The organism is Gottfriedia sp. S16(2024) (genome assembly GCF_050473765.1).
GTDB lineage: Bacteria > Bacillota > Bacilli > Bacillales > Bacillaceae_G > Gottfriedia.
The window spans coordinates 4,782,515-4,806,753 of record NZ_JBFLUO010000001.1 but is presented as its reverse complement, the minus strand read 5'-3'; the positions used below and the strand labels follow the sequence as shown (position 1 = coordinate 4,806,753).

At 31.9% G+C, this 24,239-nt stretch carries 25 protein-coding genes; 20 read left to right on the top strand and 5 right to left on the bottom strand.

Annotated features, from left to right (window positions below; genetic code table 11):
- Positions 1 to 169: 169 nt before the first annotated feature.
- From AB1282_RS23270 to megL, 4 genes are all read left to right on the top strand, one after another.
- Positions 170 to 1,309 carry a sensor histidine kinase gene (locus tag AB1282_RS23270; protein ID WP_429900571.1) on the top strand — a complete coding sequence of 380 codons (1,140 nt, stop codon included), beginning with the start codon at positions 170 to 172 and terminating at the stop codon, positions 1,307 to 1,309.
- 21 nt (positions 1,310 to 1,330) lie between these two features.
- On the top strand, positions 1,331 to 1,999 hold the full coding sequence (locus tag AB1282_RS23265) for a response regulator (protein ID WP_429900569.1): 669 nt from the start codon (positions 1,331 to 1,333) through the stop codon (positions 1,997 to 1,999).
- A gap of 547 nt (positions 2,000 to 2,546) precedes the next feature.
- Positions 2,547 to 2,678 carry a hypothetical protein gene (locus AB1282_RS23260; RefSeq protein ID WP_268875886.1) on the top strand — a complete coding sequence of 44 codons (132 nt, stop codon included), beginning with the start codon at positions 2,547 to 2,549 and terminating at the stop codon, positions 2,676 to 2,678.
- 462 nt (positions 2,679 to 3,140) lie between these two features.
- Positions 3,141 to 4,337: a methionine gamma-lyase gene (megL, locus tag AB1282_RS23255; RefSeq protein ID WP_429900567.1), complete on the top strand. Its 1,197-nt coding sequence runs from the start codon at positions 3,141 to 3,143 to the stop codon at positions 4,335 to 4,337.
- A gap of 608 nt (positions 4,338 to 4,945) precedes the next feature.
- Here megL and AB1282_RS23250 read toward each other — a convergent pair.
- Positions 4,946 to 5,734 (bottom strand): HAD family hydrolase, encoded by a 789-nt coding sequence (locus AB1282_RS23250; RefSeq protein ID WP_429900565.1) that lies wholly within the window; start codon positions 5,732 to 5,734, stop codon positions 4,946 to 4,948.
- Between the two features lie 216 nt (positions 5,735 to 5,950).
- Here AB1282_RS23250 and AB1282_RS23245 point away from each other — a divergent pair, with 216 nt between their 5' ends.
- The 4 genes from AB1282_RS23245 (at position 5,951) to AB1282_RS23230 (ending at position 8,736) form a co-directional block, all read left to right on the top strand.
- Positions 5,951 to 6,517: a DUF1643 domain-containing protein gene (locus AB1282_RS23245; protein ID WP_056474845.1), complete on the top strand. Its 567-nt coding sequence runs from the start codon at positions 5,951 to 5,953 to the stop codon at positions 6,515 to 6,517.
- A gap of 287 nt (positions 6,518 to 6,804) precedes the next feature.
- Positions 6,805 to 7,992, top strand: coding sequence for a helix-turn-helix domain-containing protein (locus AB1282_RS23240; protein ID WP_056474847.1), 1,188 nt, complete (start codon positions 6,805 to 6,807; stop codon positions 7,990 to 7,992).
- Positions 7,993 to 8,146: 154 nt separating this feature from the next.
- On the top strand, positions 8,147 to 8,434 hold the full coding sequence (locus AB1282_RS23235; protein WP_056474850.1) for a DUF4359 domain-containing protein: 288 nt from the start codon (positions 8,147 to 8,149) through the stop codon (positions 8,432 to 8,434).
- A gap of 74 nt (positions 8,435 to 8,508) precedes the next feature.
- A complete protein-coding gene (locus AB1282_RS23230) occupies positions 8,509 to 8,736 on the top strand; it encodes a hypothetical protein (RefSeq protein WP_429900563.1) in 228 nt (75 codons plus the stop codon).
- Here AB1282_RS23230 and AB1282_RS23225 read toward each other — a convergent pair.
- On the bottom strand, positions 8,723 to 9,679 hold the full coding sequence (locus tag AB1282_RS23225) for a hypothetical protein (protein ID WP_429900561.1): 957 nt from the start codon (positions 9,677 to 9,679) through the stop codon (positions 8,723 to 8,725). The two genes, AB1282_RS23230 and AB1282_RS23225, sit on opposite strands and share 14 nt — an antisense overlap.
- A 181-nt stretch (positions 9,680 to 9,860) precedes the next feature.
- Complete coding sequence (locus tag AB1282_RS23220) at positions 9,861 to 10,778, bottom strand: alpha/beta hydrolase (protein WP_286131752.1); 918 nt, start codon at positions 10,776 to 10,778, stop codon at positions 9,861 to 9,863.
- A gap of 188 nt (positions 10,779 to 10,966) precedes the next feature.
- Here AB1282_RS23220 and nagZ point away from each other — a divergent pair, with 188 nt between their 5' ends.
- Positions 10,967 to 12,610, top strand: a complete 1,644-nt coding sequence (gene nagZ / locus AB1282_RS23215; protein ID WP_429900559.1) for a beta-N-acetylhexosaminidase — start codon at positions 10,967 to 10,969, stop codon at positions 12,608 to 12,610.
- A 95-nt stretch (positions 12,611 to 12,705) separates the two neighbouring features.
- Positions 12,706 to 12,942: a hypothetical protein gene (locus tag AB1282_RS23210; RefSeq protein WP_387358694.1), complete on the top strand. Its 237-nt coding sequence runs from the start codon at positions 12,706 to 12,708 to the stop codon at positions 12,940 to 12,942.
- 171 nt (positions 12,943 to 13,113) lie between these two features.
- On the opposite strand, the gene AB1282_RS23205 is transcribed toward AB1282_RS23210, so the two are convergent.
- On the bottom strand, positions 13,114 to 15,510 hold the full coding sequence (locus AB1282_RS23205) for an Ig-like domain-containing protein (protein ID WP_429900557.1): 2,397 nt from the start codon (positions 15,508 to 15,510) through the stop codon (positions 13,114 to 13,116).
- A 266-nt stretch (positions 15,511 to 15,776) separates the two neighbouring features.
- Between AB1282_RS23205 and AB1282_RS23200 the strand changes: the two genes are divergently transcribed.
- The 5 genes from AB1282_RS23200 to AB1282_RS23180 all read left to right on the top strand — a co-directional run bounded on the left by AB1282_RS23200 (position 15,777) and on the right by AB1282_RS23180 (position 19,282).
- Positions 15,777 to 16,163 carry a RidA family protein gene (locus AB1282_RS23200; RefSeq protein WP_429900555.1) on the top strand — a complete coding sequence of 129 codons (387 nt, stop codon included), beginning with the start codon at positions 15,777 to 15,779 and terminating at the stop codon, positions 16,161 to 16,163.
- A 129-nt stretch (positions 16,164 to 16,292) separates the two neighbouring features.
- On the top strand, positions 16,293 to 16,919 hold the full coding sequence (gene cdaS, locus AB1282_RS23195; protein ID WP_056474857.1) for a sporulation-specific diadenylate cyclase CdaS: 627 nt from the start codon (positions 16,293 to 16,295) through the stop codon (positions 16,917 to 16,919).
- Between the two features lie 553 nt (positions 16,920 to 17,472).
- Positions 17,473 to 17,901, top strand: coding sequence for a DUF4395 domain-containing protein (locus tag AB1282_RS23190; protein WP_429900554.1), 429 nt, complete (start codon positions 17,473 to 17,475; stop codon positions 17,899 to 17,901).
- A 194-nt stretch (positions 17,902 to 18,095) separates the two neighbouring features.
- The gene (locus AB1282_RS23185) at positions 18,096 to 18,359 is read left to right on the top strand and encodes a hypothetical protein (RefSeq protein ID WP_056474861.1); all 264 of its coding nucleotides are present in this window, start codon (positions 18,096 to 18,098) and stop codon (positions 18,357 to 18,359) included.
- 467 nt (positions 18,360 to 18,826) lie between these two features.
- The gene (locus tag AB1282_RS23180) at positions 18,827 to 19,282 is read left to right on the top strand and encodes an SRPBCC family protein (RefSeq protein WP_056474872.1); all 456 of its coding nucleotides are present in this window, start codon (positions 18,827 to 18,829) and stop codon (positions 19,280 to 19,282) included.
- A 58-nt stretch (positions 19,283 to 19,340) separates the two neighbouring features.
- Here AB1282_RS23180 and AB1282_RS23175 read toward each other — a convergent pair whose 3' ends face one another.
- Positions 19,341 to 20,378 (bottom strand): LLM class flavin-dependent oxidoreductase, encoded by a 1,038-nt coding sequence (locus AB1282_RS23175; protein WP_390311249.1) that lies wholly within the window; start codon positions 20,376 to 20,378, stop codon positions 19,341 to 19,343.
- A 297-nt stretch (positions 20,379 to 20,675) separates the two neighbouring features.
- Here AB1282_RS23175 and AB1282_RS23170 point away from each other — a divergent pair, with 297 nt between their 5' ends.
- The 5 genes from AB1282_RS23170 to AB1282_RS23150 all read left to right on the top strand — a co-directional run bounded on the left by AB1282_RS23170 (position 20,676) and on the right by AB1282_RS23150 (position 23,977).
- Positions 20,676 to 20,879, top strand: coding sequence for an alpha/beta-type small acid-soluble spore protein (locus AB1282_RS23170; protein ID WP_056474875.1), 204 nt, complete (start codon positions 20,676 to 20,678; stop codon positions 20,877 to 20,879).
- Positions 20,880 to 21,049: 170 nt separating this feature from the next.
- On the top strand, positions 21,050 to 21,499 hold the full coding sequence (locus AB1282_RS23165; protein WP_025568186.1) for an RrF2 family transcriptional regulator: 450 nt from the start codon (positions 21,050 to 21,052) through the stop codon (positions 21,497 to 21,499).
- A 443-nt stretch (positions 21,500 to 21,942) separates the two neighbouring features.
- Positions 21,943 to 22,269 (top strand): hypothetical protein, encoded by a 327-nt coding sequence (locus AB1282_RS23160; RefSeq protein WP_429900552.1) that lies wholly within the window; start codon positions 21,943 to 21,945, stop codon positions 22,267 to 22,269.
- 497 nt (positions 22,270 to 22,766) lie between these two features.
- Positions 22,767 to 23,126 (top strand): DoxX family protein, encoded by a 360-nt coding sequence (locus tag AB1282_RS23155; RefSeq protein WP_429900550.1) that lies wholly within the window; start codon positions 22,767 to 22,769, stop codon positions 23,124 to 23,126.
- The gene (locus tag AB1282_RS23150) at positions 23,123 to 23,977 is read left to right on the top strand and encodes a VOC family protein (protein WP_429900548.1); all 855 of its coding nucleotides are present in this window, start codon (positions 23,123 to 23,125) and stop codon (positions 23,975 to 23,977) included. Before AB1282_RS23155 ends, AB1282_RS23150 begins: the two co-directional genes overlap by 4 nt.
- Positions 23,978 to 24,239 lie beyond the last annotated feature (262 nt).

Sequence of the window (24,239 nt, the reverse complement as noted above, 5' to 3'; positions counted from 1 at the left end):
ATTTGTATTGTATGTTCATATGATATTCTTTTATTTATTTTGAATCGACTTCTATTTGATAGAAATTCATTCATAAAGTCTATAACTAGAGATAGAGGAAAACAGGAAGAATATTGATTAAAATTAAGAGTGAATCTTTTAAAAGGTAAATGAGAGGAGTAAGTTTATTTTGAATAAGAACAATGTCTTCTTATTAAGACCAATTATAGGTGCCACTATTATTTTAATTTTCATGAGCACAGGGAAATTATTTAGTGGACCACCTCTTAAAACGGCACTTTATTTAACGATTTGGGTTACTTTAACTTGTATTTTATTGATACCTAAAGATAAATGGTCGAATGCAAATTTAGTTATTGCGTTTAGTATTATGGTGATTGAAGCATTGGTCGGATTAATTTTGTTTAAAGAAATAAATGTTTTGTATTTTTTAGCTTTTATGTTTCATGTAACGATTATCAGGTCATCTTTATCGAGGACTCCGATTACATCCATAATCGTTATGATCGTCATTGCTTTAATCTATACGCGATTCGGACACCAAGATTTATTAAACGTTTTAACCTATATTTTGATCTCAATTATTATTTATTTAAATATTCGAAGTAGAATGCAGCGAAATGAAATGTATGCATTGAATAAACAACATGTCGTTAATTTAGAAAAAGCATATAGTCAGCTACAAGAAGCGTCTTCTACTGTTATGCAAAATGGAATTTTAGAAGAGAGAAATCGAATTGCCAGGGATATTCATGATGCTGTGGGACATAGTTTAACTTCCATTATCGTTCAAATGCAAGCTGTACAATATATGATAAAAAAAGATCCAGATCAAGCCGAACAAAGTTTAAAGGATATGTTAGTAGTTGCTCGAAAAGGTTTAGATGATATACGTAAATCGGTTCATTCACTTGCCGATGATCTTCCTCAATCTGCAATTGGCACATTAGAAACTTTACTGACACATATGGAATCCTCATCTTCTATTCAATATTCCTTCAAAGCGGAGATAGGTGATGTTGAATTAGATGTCGAGGTATACAAAATACTGTTTAGAATTTTACAAGAATCAATTACAAATGTTATACGGCATTCTCAAGCTACAAAATTAGATGTTGTACTGCGAAAGGAATCTAAAGGCATCAATATGACTATTAGGGATAATGGGGATTTAGAAGATGCTCAAAAAATTAGTGAAGGATTTGGATTAAAATCAATGAGAGAAAGACTAGAGAAAATGAATGGTAGTCTTTCCTATTCAGTTATTTTTCCACATGGCTTTGAAATTGTTGCAAAAATACCTTTGTGACGAAGGGAAGAGTGAGAAAATATGTCATATGAAAAAATAAAGGTCTTACTAGTTGATGACCAAACGATGATTAGGCAAGGCTTTAGTTATGTAATCAATCTACAAGATGATATGAACTTAATTGGTGAGGCATCTGACGGAATAGAAGCAATCAAGTTAGCAAAAGAAAAACGCCCAGATGTCATATTGATGGATATACAAATGCCTTATCTTTCGGGTATTGATGCTACAAAAGAAATAATGAAACAATTACCTACGACGAAAATTGTTATTTTAACTACATTTGATGATCAAGAATATATTTACCAAGGAATTCGATCGGGAGCAATAGGATTTTTATTAAAGGATGCTGAAGTTGAGGAAATGCTTGATGCGATTCGCTCAGCCTATCGAGGTGAAGCTATTTTTAAAACAACTCTTGCAGCAAATGCACTTTCTAGAGCGATTGTTTCTGGCTTTTCAGTCCCAGGTAAAAAAGGAGAATCAATGCTAATCGAAAAACTAACGGATCGTGAACAAGAAATCCTCCAGGAAATGGCCTATGGACTTCGAAATGATCAAATCGGTAAGAAATTATTTATAACAGAAGGTACTGTTAAATCACATGTCCATCGTATTTTACAAAAATTTGGTTGTGAAGATCGAACACAAGTAGTCGTAACAGCGCTTAGGAATGGAATGGTGAAGTAAGAAGGATTTAGGAAAATAAATAAAAAGTAGATGTTATTTCTATCTGAGATAACACCTACTTTATTTGGACCGAAATCTACATAAATGAAATTTTTCATAATGGCTTGTATTACTTTTAAAATCAATTCGGAGGAAAAAGTGGAAAGGATAATTTAGGAAAGAAGTTTCGAATTGAAATGTGCTAATTTTAGATTAAATTTAGGGCTAGAAGAAATTATTGGGATGACTTTATAATAAGTAATAAAATGTTGTAGAAGATCTTCTTTATATAGACTCGGTAATAAATGTGATCATAAAATACATCTAATTAAATAGATATAATATTAAATGGTAGAAAGGAAGAGTTTGTTCTAGTCGATGACCTATTTTGTACAAGATTTTTTATGATAAAAAAAGAGGAAAATAAAAAAAAACTACGAACTATTATTATTATTAATTAATTCAGTTAATCGAAGTACTTCTTCATAAAAAATTGGATATGTATTTTATTAAGTATGTTTGTTAACAATACAGAAATTAAATAAAATTTACTAAAGAGGTGTATTCAATGAGCGTCCATGACCCAAACGAATTTGATGAATTGATCCCAAATGATACCGATTTAAATTTTATTAAGAAGTTTCCAGAAGTTGAAGAAGCGATTGGAATTGATGAAATTCTGAAGTGGTTAGAAGATTAACAAAATCAGATAATTTGAAAATAAAAAAGTACTTTCTAAATTTTTAGAAGGTGCTTTTTTTCATTTTCAATTAATTTAGAATAAACCTAGTCAAAGAGGATGATTTTTTTTGATTGCAGTTTGATTATTTCGGAATATAAATGACTGATGTTTTAAGCTTTGGTTATAAAAAATTGATAAAAGCGAACGGAAAAGCAATAGGAAAAAAGTTAGGTAGAAAATTTTTTGAATAAATAGTAAGAACCAATGCAAGAGAGAGTATTTTGCTACTTTCATTTTTAATTTAAGTCTTATATTGGATTAAGAGCATGTAATTTTACCTATAGTATGATCTATTGAAAGGTATTGCTTTCCTATATATAGAAGTAGTCTAAGTGAACAATTTGTAAGGGCTTTCATTTTAGGTTTTTGCTTTAATTAACGTTTGATCAATACGCACTTAATTAAGGAGGCTAATTAGAAATGAAGAAAAATCAGTTTGATACAAAGTTGATTCACGAAGGCTACAAAACTAGTGAGTATCACGGGAGTTTAACTCCTCCATTATTTCATACGTCTACCTATACATTTCCAACTGCACAACATGGAGAACAGTCCTTTGCCGGAGAGAAAGATGATTTTATTTACTCAAGATTAGGAAATCCAACCGTTCAAATTTTGGAAGAACGAATGGCTGCGTTAGAAGAAGGAGAGGTAGCGTTAGCATTTGGTTCTGGAATGGCTGCTGTATCTGCTACAATTTTCTCGTTAATTAGCACTGGCGACCATATTTTATGTTCAAAAGGCATATACGGATGTACGTATGGATTTTTAGAAATGTTGGAGAGTAAATTTGAAATTGAACATAACTTTTGTGAAATGGATACTGAAGAAGAAATCCATAACTTAATCCAAGAAAACACGAAAGTTATATTTATTGAAACACCGATCAACCCTACAATGAAAGTCATTGATATTGAAATGGTTGTCGAAGTTGCGAAAAATAATAATATTACAGTAGTAGTTGATAATACTTTTTGCTCACCTTATTTACAAAAGCCATTAACACTAGGCTGTGACATTGTGCTACATAGTGCAACGAAATATATTAGTGGTCATGGTGATGTAGTTGCAGGAATTGTTGTTTGTAAAACAAAAGAGCTAGCTGATCGAATGACCCCTATCCGAAAAGACATAGGTGCGATTATGTCACCATTTGATGCATGGCTGTTGCTTCGAGGATTAAAGACATTAGCAGTTCGAATGGACCGTCAATGTGAAAATGCAAAAAAGGTCGTTTCATTTTTACAATCGCATCCAATGATAAAGGAAGTATTCTACCCTGGAGACTTTAAAAATCAAAATTATTTTATTGCTAGTAAGCAAATGAAAAAAGGTGGGGGAGTCTTCGCATTTACATTTGACGGGACAAAGGAAGAAACTCAGGAATTTATTAACCATTTAGACATGATAAAAATAGCGGTAAGTCTAGGGGATACAGAAACATTAGTTCAGCATCCAGCGACGATGACACATGCAGTCGTTCCAAAAGAGTTACGAGAAAAAATGGGCATAACAGAAAATATGCTACGCATGTCAGTCGGGTTAGAAGCATGGGAAGATATTGTAGCTGACTTACAACAAGCTTTACTTAAATCTAATAGCAATACAGTATGTTAATCTTGATTTGATAAAAAAGTACTTTCTAATTTTTTCTTAGAAAGTACTTTTTATTTTAGCTCTAAAATTTAAATGGATAATTAACAATATCATTAACCCCCATAAATTTGATACTACATTTTAAGAAACAAATATTACACATCGAAACGTCAATTTCATTAGTTAAAAAACTTTATAGGACGAGCAGTCTTGCAAAAGGAAGATTTTTATGATTATTGACATAAATAGGGGGTATATCTAGTCAAAATCGTAATAATTATATAACAATGTCGATATGAAATTGTATGTTTGCTTTGATTTTTTGGCTAAATTGACTGATAGACTAAACGATTCACTTTAAGGCACTAGTTTATGGTGAAAAGTAGCCCGTAATACGGATAGCAGTATAGGTATATTTCTAGTTTAATTGCATTTTTCATACTTTTAATTGCAGTTCTAGAATTTTTAATTGCGATTCCGGGATTTTAATTGCAGATTTGCCATTTTTAATTGCGATTCTGGGAATTTAATTGCACTTACTTGAAATTACGATTTAATCCATAACCAAATCAATTAAAAAAATCCAGCAAGTCCCCATAAAAATGGACCACTAGATTTTTAAACAAAACCTACTTATTCAAAGAATCAATAATCGGATAAAGCTCTTCTAAATGAGTAATTTCATATGTAGGTACAACTTCATTTCGTTCCTTATGATGCCTATTAATCCACACGTTTTTCATTCCAATTCTGCTTGAGCCTAAAATATCTGTCATAAGATTATCTCCGACCATAATGACCTCTTCTTTTGAAAGTTCCATTAATGATAAGGCATGTTCAAAAATACTTGGGTCAGGTTTACCTTTTCCGAAGTCTCCAGAAATTAGTATTTGATCAAAATACTCTTTAATCTTTGGTGTAATTGAAAGCTTCGTATGTTGCAAATCAGGAGAGCCGTTTGTTAGTAAGAGCAGTTTATATTGTTCATTTAATCGATCTAGCACATCAAATGTTTCATCGTATACAAAAGGGTTTCCTTTTCGTTCTTCAGGGAATGTTTCGGCTAATAAATGACCAAATTCTGGATCATCTATTCCAAATGCTTTTAAGCCAAGCGTCCATGCATTTTTTCGATAGGCAGGAGAATTCGCCTTCATTTTTGGAAATTGATCATGATCATCTGAAAAATTCCCCCATAGTCCTTCGAATGGATTGATGCCAATTAATTTTGTGAATTCGTATGTATCGTATGATTCATAAAGCTTTCTAGCCGAATCACGAACGGCATTTTCAAATTCAGTTGGGTCAATACCGTATTTTTCTGTAGCTAGTTTACATGTATTTGCAAATGCAACTTGAACACTTTTTTGGTCCCAAAGTAATGTGTCATCCAAATCAAATATGATTCCTTTAATCATAAAAAATAGCCCCTTCCAAATATGAACTGTCTAAATTATCCACTATCGTACTAGGAAAATATGAATTAGTAAATAGAAAGCTACTAAAATTTTACTTTTTTTTAGATACATTTAATGATTATTTATTTTAAATTAATAATTTAGTACAAATGACGATTAAATGGAATATAATACCTTGTTGATTTTGTTTTAATTAATGATGAAAAGAGTGAGTATATGTCATTTGAGGATTTTGTAAACTGTCATTCAATGCAAATTAACTCGAAGGCGGTCTTTGATAAACAAAATAAATTAATGCGATATTCGCTTACAAGAACTTGGGATGAATCGAAAAAGAAAGCTACGCTTGTATTACTTAATCCTTGTCGAGCAGATCATCTAAAGAGTGATTATATATTGGCGAGATGTCTTAACTTTTTTATAGATTATAAGAAAGGTAACTTCGGCTCGCTAGAACTAGTAAATCTTTTTGCATTAATGGAACCGGATTCAACAAAGCTAAAAGGGAAAGAATGCGAAGTTGGCGAACATAACGATGAAGCAATAAAATTAGCGATTAGTAACGCAGACATTATTATAGTAGCTTGGGGTTCAAGTAAACGATTTAAGTGGCGAATAAAAGAAGTTCTAGACCTGCTAGAACCTTATAAAGATAAATTATTTAATTTTTGTGATGACTCAAATCGGAAAGATATATTGATTCACCCAGTTATTTTAGCGGAACGACATTGGTTAGAAAAATTAAATTTTGAAGCACTTTACGAATGGACTACAAAAGATTAATCTTAATGATATTTCTGAAGGCAACTCATTTTGGGTTGTTTTTTTTATTGCTTGAAAATTCAAATACTTATATTTGTAAAAATTGTTATAATAAATTGAGCATATAGTTTTAGTTCAAGGTAGAAAGCTACCTCTTAAACTAAATACTAAACTTTACTAAAATTGCAGACTTCTTAGAAACTCAATTATTACTTGAGTCCATTTTCCATTAATTCAAGTAACACTTGATTTTAACTATTCAATTAACTAGATACAATGAAATTAACTTTTAAATAGAGGTGATATAAATGTTTGATATGAAAAAAGTAGGTAGACAAATCGCTCAATTAAGAAAAGCAAACAAGATTACACAGATGAAGCTAGCTGATCAATTAGGTGTTAGCTTTCAAGCAATTAGTAATTGGGAACGAGGAGAGACAATGCCTGATATTTCTAAATTACCTGAGCTTGCAGAAATTTTTAATGTAAGTATTGATGAAATTTTAGGAAATGAAAAAGGCGTTAAATTGATCAATAATTTAATTGAAAAAGATAATACGGATTCTTCAATTGAGTTAGAAGTTGAAAAAGAAGAATTTTTAAATGTTGCACCGATTCTTAATATCGATCAAGCAGACATCGTTTTTAGAAATGTTGAGAATCACCTTACAATTACTGATACATCGGATATTGCTCCCTTTGTTAGTGAAGATCTAATTGATGAATGTGCAAAGAAGGAATTTGATTCGAATGGAATCAAAGAATTATCACGCATGGCACCTTATATTAGTAATGATGTAATTGATGAATTTGCGGAGAAAGAGTTTGAGTCAAATGGAATTGAAGAATTAACTTGGGTTGCACCGTTTATTAGTACAGAATTAATGGACGAATTAGCGAAGAAAGAGTTTGAAACGAATGGTATAAAAGCTTTAACAACTTTGGCACCATTCATCAGCGAAGAAGTAATGAATGAATGCGCAAAGAAAGAGTTTGAAACAAGTGGTATAAAAGGATTAACTCAGGTGGCACCATTTATCAGTAACGAAATCATTGATGAATGTGCAAAGAAAGAGTTTGAAACAAATGGTATAAAAGGATTAACTCAAGTAGCACCATTTATTAGCGATGAGATCATCGATGAGCTTGCAATGAAAGAGTTTGAGCTAAATGGCATAAAAGAAATAACATCAATGGCAGCATTTATCGGTGACGAAATAATCGATGAATGTGCAAAGAAAGAGTTTGAAACAAATGGTATAAAAGGACTAGCTCAGGTGGCACCATTTATCAGTGATGAAATAATAAATGAATGCACAAGAAAGAGTTATGAATTAAATGGGATTAAGTCATTAGCACCGATTTGTCCTTTTATTGAAGGTGACCTACTTAATGAACTTGCTTTAGATGCTATATCAAAACATGGCATTAATGAGATTATTTCAGTGATCCCATTTTTAAATTCAAAAATTGTAAAGAATGCAGTAATTAAATAGCTTTCAAACTGAACTTGTATTTACTTTCAAGGGTCGCAATTAGGACCCTTATTTATTTTTTCTAGACATTTTATTAATAAATAAGGATATTTTCTGGACAATTCGGTAATATCCTTTATCATATAAATAGTAAAAATAATGAAAAGGTGACTTTATGAAAAAATTACTTGTAATTGTGGCTTTAGCAGTCTGTCTAATTATCTCTGCACAAACAAATCCATCAAAAGGAGAGTTTGTCACTTGGGCAAAGGATCAGCTTAAATTGGAATCAAAAAATAAATACATTGATTTTGGAATTGACTTATTAGGGGAAAAACTTATTAGTAAGGTTACAACTAAAAAAGATTATATCTTTTTTTCAGTTTACGAGGTTAAGGCTTTAGACAAGGAAATAAAAGTGGTCGGTTTATTTAATCACTTTATTCCAATTTCAAAAAAATAAATTATGAAGAGTTAGTGGAAAACTTTGATTGCTTGTATATAATAGAAGAATAAAGTTAAAAAGAGGTGGAAAGAATGAGCAAATCAAAAGCAAGAAAATTACGAGACAAACTAGTTAGAGAAGGTAAACGAAATCCAGAATTAATTAGAAGTTCATTTGCGATGTTAGATTTAAATACGCGTAGAACAAAAACGAAACAAGAAAAATTAAATCAAGTTAAACATAAAAAACAGTCCTTTGGAAAAGATGATTTTCAAACAAAGGACTGTTTTTATTTAGATGCTGATCTTATTGTTGTGTAACAGGCGCTTTTTTTACTTTATTAGCGAATTTAACTGTTAGATTTGTTTTATATACGTCGGCCGCAGCTTCAAATTGATTGTAAGTATTATTAAATTTTTTAAAAACGTTAGTTGCATTTACAAGAGCAATTTTTGCTTTTGCTACATCTCTTTTTTCAATTGCATTATCTAAGCTTTCATTATCTTCTATATCATACAGCTCGTCAAAACCATCTTTAAAATACTTATCAAACATAGAATCTAGATCTTTTTCGATTTGACGATGTGTTGTGTAATCCATATCAAGAACATCATATGCATAGCTAATAATTTCTTGTTCTTTAGATGTCATCCCATAAAAGCGTTGATTTACTAAAGCATATTCAGTTTCATAGTTTTTATATTCAGCAGGTAATTGCTTACGAATATAAATTTCATTTTCAGTATAAATTTGATCCTCGATATCGTATACATATGACTCGATCATATCATATGTGTGGTTTTGGTAATTTCTAACTGCCATCAATTTATTTTTTTGAGTTGTAAAGTATGTTTTAGCACCCTTTGAATCTACTTTTTTAATATATGTATTAAACTGTGCTGTTACTTTTTTCATATCTACTGCAGCATTGTCTTTACGCGCTTTATCAATTCTTGTTTTAAAGCTCGCTGTTTTTTTCGCTAGTTCGTCTTTACCTGTATATCCGTTTTTATTAAATAAAGTAACATCAGTTTGTAGTTCTTTATAATAATCATAAACTTCTTGATCTGTATAATAGATTTCACTTTTTAAGTTGCTAAGAACTTTAATGTAAGAGCTGACTTGTTTTTTTAAATCATTTTGAACTTGGACAACTTTAGTATTAGTTGCAGCTTGGGTTTCAGTTGGAAGTATACTTAATAAAATACCTGCTGATAGAGTTGTTGCAGTTGCTATAGTTGCGATTTTCTTAAATTTATTCATTTCGGTCTCCTAATATTAAAATTTTTCACACTATTAGTATATTACATGTTACAAAAATATTAAATATATATTAATAAGATTAAATATGTTTTAAATTACCTTTAAATGGAGTTATACCAGTTCACTCCACTTAAAGGTAAATAAATTAAGTGCTACAATCATAAACTAGTAAAATCTATTTTTAGTCTCGAGAGGCATTTACAATTAACTGTGCCATTCTTCTTGGGTATACTTTTGCAGTTGACATATGATCGCCACTTCCTTGTATAAAACGATAAACTCCCAATCTACTAGCCATATGAGGATACCAACCAGAATTTTCGCCTGTAGGTACTACTGTATCTTCTTGTAAATTAATAAAGCTTCTTGGAGTAGATAATTGGTAAAACGTTTTTAAATCTAGTTTTTCAACAAGGGGAGTTGCCGGTTCAGGTGTTGTCGCACTATAAATTTGCCTCGCCGTTTGTAAATCAGCCAAGTTAACAAATACATCTCGGAAATATTGGAATGGTAGTTTGATTGTATTATCAGAAGATTGCGCAGCTAAGTCTAATAGGAATTTTTGGGCTTGAAGTGGAAATTGATCTGTAAGGCTTTCACCGTCATTTAAAACAAAAGCATTCCAAAAAACTAATCGTTTAATTCGATCGTGAAGCTGTTCAGCGACTTTTTGAATGACAGTACCACCAAAGCTGTGACCTATCAAAATAATATTATTAAGCTTATTAGACGTTATATAATGAACTACTTGCTTTGTAATGATCTCATGATTTACATTTTTATCTTTATCTGTACCATGCCCAGGCAACTGTGGTGTGTGAACAATATGTCCCATTTTTAGTAGTTCTCGTGTGATTCCGTGCCAGAAGAATGGATCAACCCATGAGCCGTGAACTAAAACGAAAGTAGCTTGAGCATGCTGACGATAAAAAATGTCAGATTGGTCAATTGAATGATGCTGTTGATGTATAGGATATGATTGATATTCGTTATACCAATATTGGTGATAATCATAGTAAGGATTATTTTGATTTGGATTCATATTTTGATTCCTGTAGTTTATAGGTTGAATCATTTCATGGGATTTTTTACTGGTCATGCTAATTAGTCCCTCCTCGTTAATCTTTCTCATCGTATGCACCTATTCGTTAGAAGGTGCCCACTTAACTAATGGAAATATAAGTAAGTAAAGAGGGGAAAATAATATTTTAGGAGGAGAATATTATCAAAAAAGCTGTTATTTTATTAATACTATTGTTAATTGTTTGTACAAGTGTTTACATTGCGTTGAAGGATAAAGTTTTCCAAGATTCATCACATTCGAATCCAAATAAAAATACAAATCATCAAACGGAAACGGATACTAATCATTCGAATCAACTTTCAACAAAAGAAATTTTAAATAATATAATTTCAAGCGCTAAACAAGGAGAAATTCCAAACCAAAAAAATATAGAAGTAGGAAAGACTTCCTTAAAAGATATAACGGAGCAATTTGGGGAATCTACCCAAAAAGATGAGGTTGCTAATAGTACGTACTTAACTTATCAAAAACAGGGATTTGCTGTAGGGTATGATCATCAAAATCGAATTTATGAAGTAAGATCATATAATTCTAATTTACAACAAGTTCACTATGACGATATTATGAAACAATTAAAAAAGCCAAGTAAGATTAAATATTATAAAGATCAACATGTTGATCAAATTATTTTAGTTTATGAACTACCAAATCAAATTGAACTGAAGTTTATTTTACCAAGACCAACTAGTGAAAATAATAATCCTACATTGCATCATACGTCAGTATCAATTATTGACCAGCTTATTCCTAATACTGGCACTAAACTAGATCAGCTTTTAAATGCAATGACACTTCAAGAAAAAATAGGTCAAATGATTATTTCAGGTTTTTATGGACCGAATTACTCAAATAGTTTAAAAGAACTAGTTGAACAATATTATATTGGTGGATTTATTTTTTACAATGAAAATCTAACGAATAACAGTCAAACGGTTAAACTTGTAAATTCAATAAAGGCTGCTAATCGAAATAATCTTTTACCGATCTTATTCGGAGTTGACCAAGAAGGTGGAAGGGTATCACGTTTACCAGGAAATCTAGGTCAAATACCATCAAACGAAATAATTGGAAAGAAAAATAATGGACAGTTCTCATATGAAATAGGACAAATACTAGGAGAACAGCTACAAGCTTTTGGTTTAAATATGGATTTTGCTCCTGTTTTAGATGTAAATAGTAATCCTAAAAATCCGGTCATTGGTGATCGTTCATTTAGTAATAATCCAGCAACTGTAAGTAAATTAGGAATACAAACAATGAAAGGAATTCAATCAGAGAAAATCATTCCAGTTGTAAAACATTTTCCTGGCCACGGTGACACTTCGGTTGATTCCCATTTAGAGTTACCTGTTGTAAACAAATCGTATACTGATTTAAAATCGTTAGAATTAATACCATTTAAGGACGCTATTAATCAAAACGCAGATGCTGTTATGATTGCACATATTTTATTACCAAAAATCGATCCTAAATATCCTGCTTCAATGTCTAAAAAGGTCATTTCATCAATGTTAAGGAATGATTTAAAATATGATGGAGTGGTTATGACGGATGATATGACGATGGATGCAATTGGAAAAAATTATAATTTGGAAAAAGCAGCGGTTACTTCCATTTTAGCTGGAAGTGATATCATTATGGTTGCTCATGATCCTAACAAAGTAAAAGCTGTATATAAAGAAATCGAAACAGCCGTGAAAAACAAAACAATTTCAGAAGAACGTATAAACGAGAGTGTAAAAAGAATCATTTTACTAAAACAAAAATATAAATTAGACAATAATCAAGTAAAGCCGATGGACCTTCAAAAGCTCGTTGAAAAAACAAACAAATTAGTAAAAAATTAGCAAAAAAAGGAAATTACCACCTTTTGTCGAATAAATAGTCTAAAAAGGTGGTGTTCTTTCTGGCTAGTAAGATTTCAGATGCAGGATTAATGCTATTGGCTATTTTTAAAGAACTTCAAGAAAAAGAGCCAGACTTTGAAAAAGGGCTTCATAATGAAGTAGGAGTAGCTATTGATGATGTCGAACCTGCATTAATTGAATTGGAAATGCAAGGATTTATAAACGGTTTAACTTGGATTAAGAGTGATATAGATCAAAAAGAAAATGCTTCATTATTTAATATTTCAATAACACCTACAGGATTAGCTAGAGTAATAGAATTATTAAGATAATATGTATACATAAAATGACTACCTCAAATGTTACGAGGAGTATAGTAAATTTCCTTTTAGAAAAGTCTGTGAAACAGCCATATATTTTTATCGATTATAAACTTTCTTAAATAAACATACCAAATTACGCTGAAAAAAAGAGCCTAAAAATATTCTCTTAGGCTCTTTTTTTTATTTAGAAACAGTCGTGTTAATTGTATAACTTATGATACCAGAACGGTTTCGTGCGTAAATACTTAATTTTGTTCCAAGCTTTTGTTTAGGAATTTTGACCGTATATGTTCCTTTGTTAGATGTGGTGGTTGAACCAATCGTTTTCGAACCAGATTTCACATAAACCGTTGTAGATGGTTCGGATTTACCTGTTACAGAAGTTGAGTTGATGCTAACTTTGTTAACCGTTGGTGTCTTAGGAGCAGTAACCACATTGACTAATGTACTTTTACTGGTATTTTTTGAAGCATCCGTCGCTGTAATGGATAGTGTTGTGTTGGACGATTGCTTGGAAATTGCTATCTTAAAAGTACCAGTATTTGTTGCTTTACCAGTATTTAGTACTTTAGTTCCTTTTTTAATCGTAATCAGTGCATTCGCTTCTGATTTTCCTGAAACGGTTGCTGAAATATTACTGATTCGATTGACTGTTGGTGCATTAGGAGCAATTGTATCCTTAATTTTTGATACCGTGACTTTGCTTCGATTCCCAACTAAATCAGTCGCTGTTGATTGGATCGTTTTATTTTGAGCAATGTTTTTCAATGTAACTGTAAATTGACCGTATTTATTAGCTTTCGTCGTAACTGTTTTTCCGGTAGACGGTTGGCTAGCCAATGGAACAGTAGTTGCCATTGTGCTAAGAGATTTTGTGTTAACCATCGAATCGACCGAAAGTGCAGACGAACGAGAAGTGGTTGTTGGGATTAAAGAATCCGTCGACAGATTGATTGTGGCATTCGGTTCGGCTGTTCCTTTTACAATGTTGGTAGCATTATCGATACTCGTAATCACTGGCGGCTTTGGTGCAACAGTGTCACGAAGTACGTTTTCAACAACAGTGTCTGTCCCATATGGTGCTTCGGCTGGAAACAAATCTTCTAAGAAATACATAAAATGAACCGTAGTATTCGCTCGTAATGGAGTGATTAATGGAACAGAAAATGTTCCATCCGGTTTTGTTATAACTTCATAAGGATAATCTGCCGCATTAATCTGTAATTTAATATTTGGTGGTGCAGTCCCTGTGATGATCAACGATGAATCGTATAATGAGTTCACATGAATACGCGAATCAGGTTCAGACACAACATTTACCGATAAATAATCGACCAATCCCTGATAAGTTGCTTTTATAATAGTACCACCTGATTTTTTTGCGATAAGTTTATTGGATGAGTCAATCGATACAATTGATGGGTCAATTGGCGTTAAGGTAACTTCATTTGGGTCAAGGAATGTGATTTCGTTCTTCTCATTTATATATTGCAACCCATAATAGGTCGATTGGTTTTCTTTTAATTGAATATACGGATCTTTAAACTCAATCCGTTTAGTCAAAGGCTGACTTATTGGATAGTTTTGTACCTCAATATATTCAGGATCTTCGTAGTTTTTGTCATTTGTGTTTTTAGCATAAGCGATTTTATCCATGTTTTGAGAAAATACAACATTGTCAATATCATTTCCAACTGTGCGTAAATAAGCACCTGTTGTTGCGTTGAAAAATTTAATCTTATGGAAATAATGGAAAATTAATTCATTATTTTTACCGTAACTAATTGCACGAGAAGTTGTTCTATTATTTTTGGCTGATTCGTTGATGTACACATTAAAAACAGTTGAAGACTTTTCAAAATTACGATTCACATCGTATTGCACAAATGGATTTGCGAGTCCTGAATCATTTGTTAATGATAGCGTATTGCCATCAGGACTAAAAATCATTTGACGAATCGGATAATACCGAGTCGTTTTAAACGGATTTTCAAACGATTTTATGACTTTTTTTGTTTCGTAATTGATAATTTCAACGGTCGAATCATCTGTAACAGCAACAATTGGTTCTGTTGGATGGATACTTACACGTAATCCGTATTTATAATCAAATGATTTTTCAAACAGTACGGTTTTTGTTGCATCATCATATATGGTTAACCCATATGTTCCATCTGATAATTCATGTGTTATACCCATGATTCGTTCATCGGACCCTTTAAATGAAATTTGGGCGATATAATAAGGTAATGTAAATAATTTGTCCCCTGTCTGAACATCGAAAAACTGTGTGTTTTCGCCTTCATTTGAATACAAATAAGAACCATTAGGGCTATAATTAAGATAGCGAACAGGCATATGGTTTAGTAATGCTCCTGTTTTTGTATCGTACATTCCAAAGTTCACAAAAACTCGATTCCCGTCCGGTGAAAGAGTTGGGCTGTTACCAGGACTTGCAAAAATCAAAGAAGGATTCGGTTCAGTCGCAGCAATGACTGCTTTTTGTTGAGTAAGCGTAGCATTCGTACAAAAAAATAGTAGTAGACACAGTATGGATAAACTCGTTTTTTTAATCATATATTCTCCTTAAATAAATAGTCACTACTCGATTATATAGTGCTAATGTCAATAAAGATATGAGAATATTCGTAATCGAAGGGCAAGTTGAAAAATACAAATGATGTTTTTGTTTTTAAAAAGTTTCAAAAAAATTTATAAAAGGTTCAAATTGTAACATATTGAAAGAATATACTTGGTCGAAGGAGTGGGGGGATAAAATTCACTTGCAAGTAATAAACACCATTTCCATTTCCACTTCCAAAAGAAAAAAGGAGGAAATAAAAATGAAAATTAAAAAAGTAAACCCCGAATCTGTTGCTGCACCTGTTGGCCAATATAGTCATGTCACAATTGTCCCAAGACATGCAGAGCTAGTAGTTTTATCAGGTCAAGTAGGAAACGACAAAAACGGAGTATTTCCAATTGATATCGAAAGTCAATTTGTCAATGCACTTGAGAATATAAAAAACATCCTTGAGAGCGAGAAAGTCGAGCTTAATAATCTTTTTAAACTCAACTTCTGGCTAACGGAGAAAATCGATCGTCAATTCTTTCTAGACTGTTGGAGCCAATTTCATTCCGGTAACCCACCTGCAACAACTTATGCTTATGTATCAGCTTTAGCAAATCCAGACATTAAAATAGAAGTAGAAGCATGGGCAGCAAGATAATCAACTTAGTTCGTTACAATCAATCGTTATTGAATTAAAACTATGGATGGTAATGATTGGTATAACATAGCGAACTTTGGGAAACTTAAGTGGAGGTAATTCGGTTCGAAAGCGAGATGAAAAATTGAAATGGATGAATTCGAGTCTCAATTAAATCCCACTGTAAGAAAAAATATAACAAAAACACTAACACAACTTAATATGAAAATCGAAGGCATGATTGGAAGAATTGAAAATAAAGGATGCGGCATATTAACTGAATTTGAAAATATCCATCGCGTCTTTAATAATTTACAAATGGATGCAGCCTCATTTTATTTAAATTCATATCTATCTCCGTATACTGATATCTTTGATGAATTGGCAATTACAGTTCAGCACTTATCAAAACGTAAACATGGCGGATTAATTGTAGTAAAAAGAGACGACTCACTTGAAGAGTTGATGAGTTCAGGGATACACGTCGGTGCAAAACTATCCCCAGCATTATTAGAATCAATTTTTTATCCAGGTAGCCCGTTACATGACGGAGCAGTACTGGTTGAAAATAACATGATCATTTCAGCAGGTAATGTACTTCCACTATCTAAAATTACATACGATAATAAAAAACTTGGAACAAGGCACCGAGCAGCAGTTGGAATTTCAGAACAAAGCGATGCACTTGCTCTAGTTGTATCAGAAGAAACAGGAAATATATCTTTTGCTTATAAAGGAAGCTTATATCCTGTTAAATATGGGGCACCTATTAATTAAAACCGAAACGATCATTTAGATCGTTTTTTTTGTTGAAAAATGAGATTGTCAATTAGTGTCCAATTTGACCCGTTATGAGGAAGTAAATTACAAGTTTAAGTAAAAGTACTACCTCATGAACCTGTTATGAGGAAGTAAATTACAAGTTTAAGCAAAAGTACTACCTCATGAAGCTGTTATGAGGAAGTAAATTACAAGTTTAGGCAAAAGTACTACCTCATGAAGCTGTTATGTGGAAGTAAATTACAAGTTTAAGCAAAAGTACTACCTCATGAAGCTGTTATGAGGAAGTAAATTACAAGTTTAGGCAAAAGTACTACCTCATGAACCCGCTATGAGGTAGCATATTACAAGTTTAAGCAAAAGTACTACCTCATGGGATTCTATTTTAAAGATTGAAAATTTTTAATATCAACTCGCTGAACGATCATTTAGATCGTTCTTTTTGTTTTTATAATAATTTTACTTTTTTCAGATTTTATGGATTGAATTGTTTTTGAAATCATATTATGATTATACTTAATTATTCCGATACGAAAGGTTGGTTTTTTGTATGTCTAATCCAAAAATAAATACAATTCCATTACCTTTAGTTCGTACAAATCAATGGACGATCTTTATATCTGTAATATTAACATGGATTACTGGTCAGTACTGGCTACTACTTATTCCTTTAATCAGTGGACTAAGTGGATTATTTTTTGATTTTCATCCAATCATAAAATTTGCTAAACGTTTTTTAAAAAAGAAACCATCGAGCTATCCGCAAGAGGATAAAGGTCAACAAAATTTTAATCAAACAATTGCAGTAACCTGTTTATCTCTAGCATTTATTGGTGCATTAGTTGGTTGGAACGTATTATTTTATGTGTTTTCAATTATGGTCGCATTAGCTTCGTTTATCGCAATAAACGGATTTTGCATTGGTTGCTATATTCATTTTCAATGGAACCAATATAAATATCGAAAAAGCTTAAGGTAAATTAAATAAAAATCAGAGTCTTCTCATAAATGAGAGGGCTTTTTTTATGATTTCAAAACAATAATCTGATAGAAATAGAAGTTGAATATAAAAAAATGGAAGGAAACTCGTAACAAAAATTCATTGGTTTAATTCAAATATCTAACTGATGTATGATATGATATAATAATAAGTCTTTTATGGTGGTGATTTGGATGGAAAAAGCTCATTTCTCAGAAGAACTTATGAGATTTATTTCAAATATGGATCGTGAGAATTCTGTTGTTCAATTTTCTGTTCCAGGCAAAGGACGATTTACACTTGTCCTTCAAGAAGAAGAACAATCTATTAAAGCAGACGTCGAAGCAAATCCTGAAATAGAAATTATGATTAGAAAAAGTCAGGATGAGTACAAAAAGGGTTTAGGGGTGTCAACATCTGAGTTTTTAAAATCAATTTCCTCTAAAGACTTCATCTAACGATTTTTAGAAATGTTATATGGCCGCTTAATGTACGAATTAAACTTACCCAATTTAGAAGTATAAGATTCACTCCAGAAGAAACATTTGATTTTATTTCACAAATAGTCTTGGAAACAGAAGATTTATTAAAAAATGAAGTCATTGGAAAAACATATACTGAAGAACATGGAAATTATAAAGGAATATCAAGAGTCGTAATAAAAAAATTTCGAATTTATTTTGAAATGGTCAATAACGATATAGTTATTGTAGCAATCGTATTTCCAGGTGAAAAATAATAAAAATCAGAGCCTTCTCATAAATGAGAGGGCTTTTTTTATGATTTGAATACATAATTCGGTATACTAGAAATAGTATTTGAAAATGTGACGTTCTCCAAGGTTTTTAAAGCAAATTAGAAATTGAGGATTTACTATAAAATTAAACGAAATAGATGAATTATTGCTTCAGGAAGGAGATTTAAAATGATTCAATGGAAAGAAGACATTGTTATAAATGAAAATATCGAAAAAGTATGGAGTCTATTTTTAGATAAAAACATTAAGAAAATAATGCCAAAAGTTGAAGAACATAATTTAATCGATAAAAATGAAAATGAAGTAGGTGCAAAGCATCAGCAAAGTTATAGAGAAGGAAAACGTGTAGAATCTTATATTGTTGAAACTTTGGCTTACGAGGATACTGAATCATATAAAAAAAAGCAAATCCATTTTGTTTTAGCAAATGCGTTTGTAACGAATCTGACATTTACATTAGAAAAAATCGACGATATACATACAAAATTTATTTATGAAGGCACGAATGCCGGAGTAAATTTTATCGGACGAGCTATGTTAAAGCTAGCTAATCCAAAGGGGAATAATTTAAAGGCAGTACATGATTTTTTACAAAGAGTCGAACAAGAAGCTTTAAAGGCGTAGGATTAATAGGAATTTATAAAACAACAAAAAGGAGAGCATTCCATACTCTCCTTTTTTATTATTTATTTGATACTTTACTTAATAATTCATATGAATATAAACGCGCTGCATGATCGAAAACAGAACCATTTACCATGATTTCATCAGCTTTTGTTATATTTAAAACTGTTTGTAGCTTTTCAGTAACGGTTTCGATTGTACCAATAGCAGATAGTTTCATTTGATTTTCAAGTGTTTCTTTTTCATATGGACTCCAAATTTCATCCATATCGTCAACTGGTGGTTTTAAAAGAGAGGGTTTACCACCTCGAATTAAGTTTAAAAATGATTGTTGTTGTGTGGTGAAAAGTCTTTTTGCTTCTTGATTTGTGTCAGCAACGACAACATTTAAGCCAATCATTGCATATGGTTCATCTAAACTTTTAGATGGTTTAAAGTTATTGTGATACAACTGCATTGCTTGAACTGTATAATCTGGTGCGAAGTGTGCTGCAAATGCAAATGGTAAACCTAATTCAGCAGCTAACTGAGCACTAAAGCCACTTGATCCTAATAGCCAAATTGGTATATTTAAACCTTCGCCAGGCACAGCTTGAACCGTTAAACTGCCTAATCCACCTGGCGGATTAAAGTAATTACGTAATTCCTCTAATTGAGCAGGGAAGTCTTCATGGCTGCGTAAATCTCTACGTAACGCTCTCGTTGTTGACATATCACTACCAGGAGCACGACCTAATCCAAGATCAACACGACCTGGATGTAGTGATTCTAATGTACCAAATTGTTCTGCTATGACTAATGGAGCATGATTTGGTAACATGATTCCTCCAGAACCAACTCGAATCGTTGATGTTCCACTTGCAATATGTCCAATTACAACTGAAGTAGCTGAACTTGCAACTGCAGGCATATTATGATGCTCGGCAAACCAGTAACGGTGATATCCCCATTTTTCAGCATGCTGTGCTAAATCAAGACTATTTTTAAAAGCATCAGCAGGAGTGCTTCCTTCAACAACCGGTGCTAAGTCTAATACAGATAAAGGTATTTCACTTAAATTCTTAGCAACTTTATCTTGGAAACGATTATTCATCATTTAATTTTCCTCCTAAAAAAACATTTTTCAATATATGGAAATAACGAGACGTTTTCATTTGATAAACTGTGTTTTAATTATATACAGTATGCTAAGATTATAGAAAATCTTAAGGCATAATACAAGTTTTTGAACTTGGAAATATTTATTCAGGGAAACTTCATTTGGTAACAAGAAGCACTTTTGGTAAAAAGAAAAAAATTTGTAAATAAATGTATAGAATAAATTTTAAGAATCATACTATCTTTAATCTGATAAACAACATCAGAGCATCCAAAAGACAAAGGAGTCGACAACATGGCAAACAGAAGATCTTCAAATCAATATGCTTCACCAAATGCAAATTCAGCAATTGAGCAAATGAAGTTCGAAATAGCTTCTGAATTTGGAGTGCACTTAGGACCAGACACAACTTCACGCGCTAACGGTTCAGTTGGTGGAGAAATTACGAAGCGTCTAGTTCAAATGGCAGAACAAAGCCTAGGCGGATATGCTCGTTAAATAAAAAATGAGGATGGAAAGCAAACTTTCTATCCTTTTTTTATTGTCTAAAAACTAAGATCCATCCAGTAAATCGTTATCTCCTTACATTTAAAAAAGTCTAAAAACTACTATATACTTGCAAGGGATACAAAAACGGGGGATAATAATATCACTGGATGGTGATAAAAATGTCAAGTTGTAAAAATTCCGTTACACCTAAGTGGTTCGGATTTGCTATTCAGGCATTAGTTTTACTAGCAACAACAGAAGGGGTTACACCAAGTAAAGCAATCGCAAAACATATTAGATCAGGTGTTTCATTTATGAGAAGAATTATGGCTCCCCTCGTAAAGGAAAAAATAGTAGAAGCAAGAGAAGGACGAGATGGCGGCTATTTATTAGCTAAGTCACCTGAGGAAATTACCTTAAAACAAGTCTACATTGCCCTACAAATGACAGAACCTCTATCAACCGCACTAATTGAATCCACATCTGACTGTACTAGTGGACGTGTAATGAACAATGTATTTTCAGACTTTGCAATTGAAGCAGAAGAACACTTACTTGGCTTTTTATGTAACTATACTTTGGCTGATTTTGTAAGACGTGCCAGTCATAAAACAATCGAATCACTTTGAAAATATCGTACATTTGGATGTACGATATTTTTATATTGTTTGGGATAGTGTGTCTGTTAGGAGGCGAGTACAATAAAATTTAGAATCGCAATTAAATTTAGAGAATGCTAATTAAAATAGTGTAATCGCAAATAAATTTCAGGAATCACAATTAAAATTGTAGAATCGCAATTAAATTTGGAGAATGGCAATTAAAATAGTGCCATCGCAAATAAATTTCGATAATCGTAATGAAATTAGTCATTTCGCAATGAAATATTGAGAATCACAAATAAAAATAGCGAAATCGCAAATAAACCATACGAAGTGTATAGTTTACAGGGGAAAATATCAAATTTTTATTTCGAGAGAAGTGATTTCTCTCAGATCATGATCGATTGGACTTTTTTTAATGATATAAATTAAAAATTGCTTCTTTTCTTATGAAATGTGAGGTGTTTTAATTGGAGCAAAATGATTATTTTCAAAATTTATTAAAAAGGCTTTGTAAAGCTAATAATATCTCTCCCCGAAAACCTAGAATTGAAAGTATTGATGGTTTCGTAATTATCCATGTAAAAAATCATTTGAAAGAAGGAGTAGATTTAGAAAGCTTTAAAATATTAAATCTTATTTATCAAACAGTTGTACCTTTAGGCATAAAGTTCAATCAACAATTATTTTTATATCCAAATGGGGATCGATTAGATAGAGTTACGATCTCTTTTAGCAGAAATGATTATATGGTTTTAAACAAGAAACTGGAAACAGGAGATATTAATAATGAGTAAAAATAGTTTTAATTAATTATTTTTACAAAGCAACAATAAAGTGATTTTACGAATTCTTTTAAATATTTATATGGGATACTATAAAAGTAACAAAAAAAATTTAGAAAATTTTGGAGAAAAGTGAAAAATGTATGAATTTTATTAGATTTCAATAAATCATCTGTCAATGGCATGCGGACGAGGTGATAAATTCCTCCACGCTTTCTTCCATTAAAAATTTAGTCCCTTACGAGTTTCAGCCAGCCCTCAAATTTTAACCTTGAGAGTAAGGATAATCAAAAATCAAAAAATGTCCTTGAAATGAGAACAGTTATGACATATACTGTACTTAAATCAACACACTTACAAAAAGTAACCAACTAATTTTAACCGCACTATTTTTTTAAGTTTTACTGTTTCTAAACTAAGAACAGTAAGGGTTCAGTAAAAACCTCTAAAATTAACTGTACTTAATATAAGTTCAGTAAAAACAAACAACAAAAGGGAGAGATTTTTAAATGAAATGGTTTACTCGAATTATTCAAGGGATTTTAATTATTGCATTTCTACTGTCTGGATTTGTGAAATTAAGTGGAAATACTCAGATGTTACATGATTTTAAAGAGGTTTATGGTTATTCAAAAGGTATGATGTATACGATTGGTTCATTTGAGGTGTTAGGGGCAATTGGTTTATTAGTTGGTTATTGGAAGTTGGTTTTAGGTAAACTTGCTTCAGTCGGATTGGCGATTATTATGGTAGGTGCTGTATTTACTCATTTACATGCGGGTCAAGGCATGAGTGTTGCAATGGCTCCGTTCATTCTGTTAGTGTTAACATTAATTGTACTATTTTCTAGAGGAGGTAAATTAAAATGAATTTTCATCAAAAGCCAAAAGTTTATGCTCCAACTGTTGAATTAAAAGTTGCAAATTTAGAGCGTTCATTAACGTTTTATCAAGAGGTTATTGGATTAAAAGTGTTGGATCATTCAACTACAAATGCTAGTTTAACAGCGGATGGGGTAAATGTATTAATTAAATTAGTGCAACCAGACAATGTTACACCTAGAAATGAGCAAAATACAGGATTATATCATTTTGCGTTATTAGTACCTACTCGAAAAGATTTAGGTATGGTGCTTAAGCATCTGATTGAAACTAGAAATCCACTTCAAGGTGGTTCGGATCATTTAGTCAGTGAAGCGATCTATTTAGCGGACCCGGATATGAATGGTATTGAAATTTATGCAGATCGTCCGTCAGAGAATTGGCAATGGCATAATGAGTATGTCGTTATGGATAGTAAACGATTAGACGTAGAGGGACTTTTAGCACTTGCTGAGGATGAAGCTTTTACTGGTCTACCATCAGGAACAATTATGGGTCATATCCATTTGCAAGTTTCTGATTTAAATAGCACAGAGAAGTTTTATTGTGAAGGGCTTGGATTTGATGTTGTAACGAAATATGGAAGCCAGGCATTATTTATTTCAACTGGACGTTATCATCATCACATCGGTTTAAATACTTGGCATAGTGCAGGAGGAGTTGAACCTTCTGATAGCAGTGCAGGATTAAAGAATTTTACATTGTTATATCCAAGTGAAGAAGAAAAATCGGTGGTAGTAAATCGTTTAAAGAATATGGGAGCTTTTGTTTTTGAAGAAAATGGAGTTACATTTACAAAGGACCCTTCAGGCATAACAATCCAACTATTAGTTGGTTAATGAAAAACAAAATACAAAAAATTTGAGTATGAGACTGATTCAAGCGCTTGTCTTTCGAGGCGAGAAGTCTGGTGAGGAGTGGAATTACCCTAGACGGTAATGAGCACCGCTCAGCAGGCGAAGTAACGAAGAAAGCGAGCGTTTGGCGGGCAGTCTAAGAGACATTTTCAACTACTATGTTGTGAATGTCTCTTTTTTTTCGTTTCGCTTTTTTTAGTTGCATTCTATCATATTTTTTCAATAAAAATAATATATTTGAACA

Coding starts and splice junctions, on each gene's coding strand:
- AB1282_RS23265 (WP_429900569.1), top strand. CDS start 1,331: ATGTCATATGAAAAAATAAAGGTCTTACTAGTTGATGACCAAACGATG.
- AB1282_RS23260 (WP_268875886.1), top strand. CDS start 2,547: ATGAGCGTCCATGACCCAAACGAATTTGATGAATTGATCCCAAATGAT.
- megL (WP_429900567.1), top strand. CDS start 3,141: ATGAAGAAAAATCAGTTTGATACAAAGTTGATTCACGAAGGCTACAAA.
- AB1282_RS23250 (WP_429900565.1), bottom strand. CDS start 5,734: ATGATTAAAGGAATCATATTTGATTTGGATGACACATTACTTTGGGAC.
- AB1282_RS23245 (WP_056474845.1), top strand. CDS start 5,951: ATGTCATTTGAGGATTTTGTAAACTGTCATTCAATGCAAATTAACTCG.
- AB1282_RS23240 (WP_056474847.1), top strand. CDS start 6,805: ATGTTTGATATGAAAAAAGTAGGTAGACAAATCGCTCAATTAAGAAAA.
- AB1282_RS23235 (WP_056474850.1), top strand. CDS start 8,147: ATGAAAAAATTACTTGTAATTGTGGCTTTAGCAGTCTGTCTAATTATC.
- AB1282_RS23230 (WP_429900563.1), top strand. CDS start 8,509: ATGAGCAAATCAAAAGCAAGAAAATTACGAGACAAACTAGTTAGAGAA.
- AB1282_RS23225 (WP_429900561.1), bottom strand. CDS start 9,679: ATGAATAAATTTAAGAAAATCGCAACTATAGCAACTGCAACAACTCTA.
- AB1282_RS23220 (WP_286131752.1), bottom strand. CDS start 10,778: ATGACCAGTAAAAAATCCCATGAAATGATTCAACCTATAAACTACAGG.
- AB1282_RS23205 (WP_429900557.1), bottom strand. CDS start 15,510: ATGATTAAAAAAACGAGTTTATCCATACTGTGTCTACTACTATTTTTT.
- AB1282_RS23200 (WP_429900555.1), top strand. CDS start 15,777: ATGAAAATTAAAAAAGTAAACCCCGAATCTGTTGCTGCACCTGTTGGC.
- cdaS (WP_056474857.1), top strand. CDS start 16,293: ATGGATGAATTCGAGTCTCAATTAAATCCCACTGTAAGAAAAAATATA.
- AB1282_RS23190 (WP_429900554.1), top strand. CDS start 17,473: ATGTCTAATCCAAAAATAAATACAATTCCATTACCTTTAGTTCGTACA.
- AB1282_RS23185 (WP_056474861.1), top strand. CDS start 18,096: ATGGAAAAAGCTCATTTCTCAGAAGAACTTATGAGATTTATTTCAAAT.
- AB1282_RS23180 (WP_056474872.1), top strand. CDS start 18,827: ATGATTCAATGGAAAGAAGACATTGTTATAAATGAAAATATCGAAAAA.
- AB1282_RS23175 (WP_390311249.1), bottom strand. CDS start 20,378: ATGATGAATAATCGTTTCCAAGATAAAGTTGCTAAGAATTTAAGTGAA.
- AB1282_RS23170 (WP_056474875.1), top strand. CDS start 20,676: ATGGCAAACAGAAGATCTTCAAATCAATATGCTTCACCAAATGCAAAT.
- AB1282_RS23165 (WP_025568186.1), top strand. CDS start 21,050: ATGTCAAGTTGTAAAAATTCCGTTACACCTAAGTGGTTCGGATTTGCT.
- AB1282_RS23155 (WP_429900550.1), top strand. CDS start 22,767: ATGAAATGGTTTACTCGAATTATTCAAGGGATTTTAATTATTGCATTT.
- AB1282_RS23150 (WP_429900548.1), top strand. CDS start 23,123: ATGAATTTTCATCAAAAGCCAAAAGTTTATGCTCCAACTGTTGAATTA.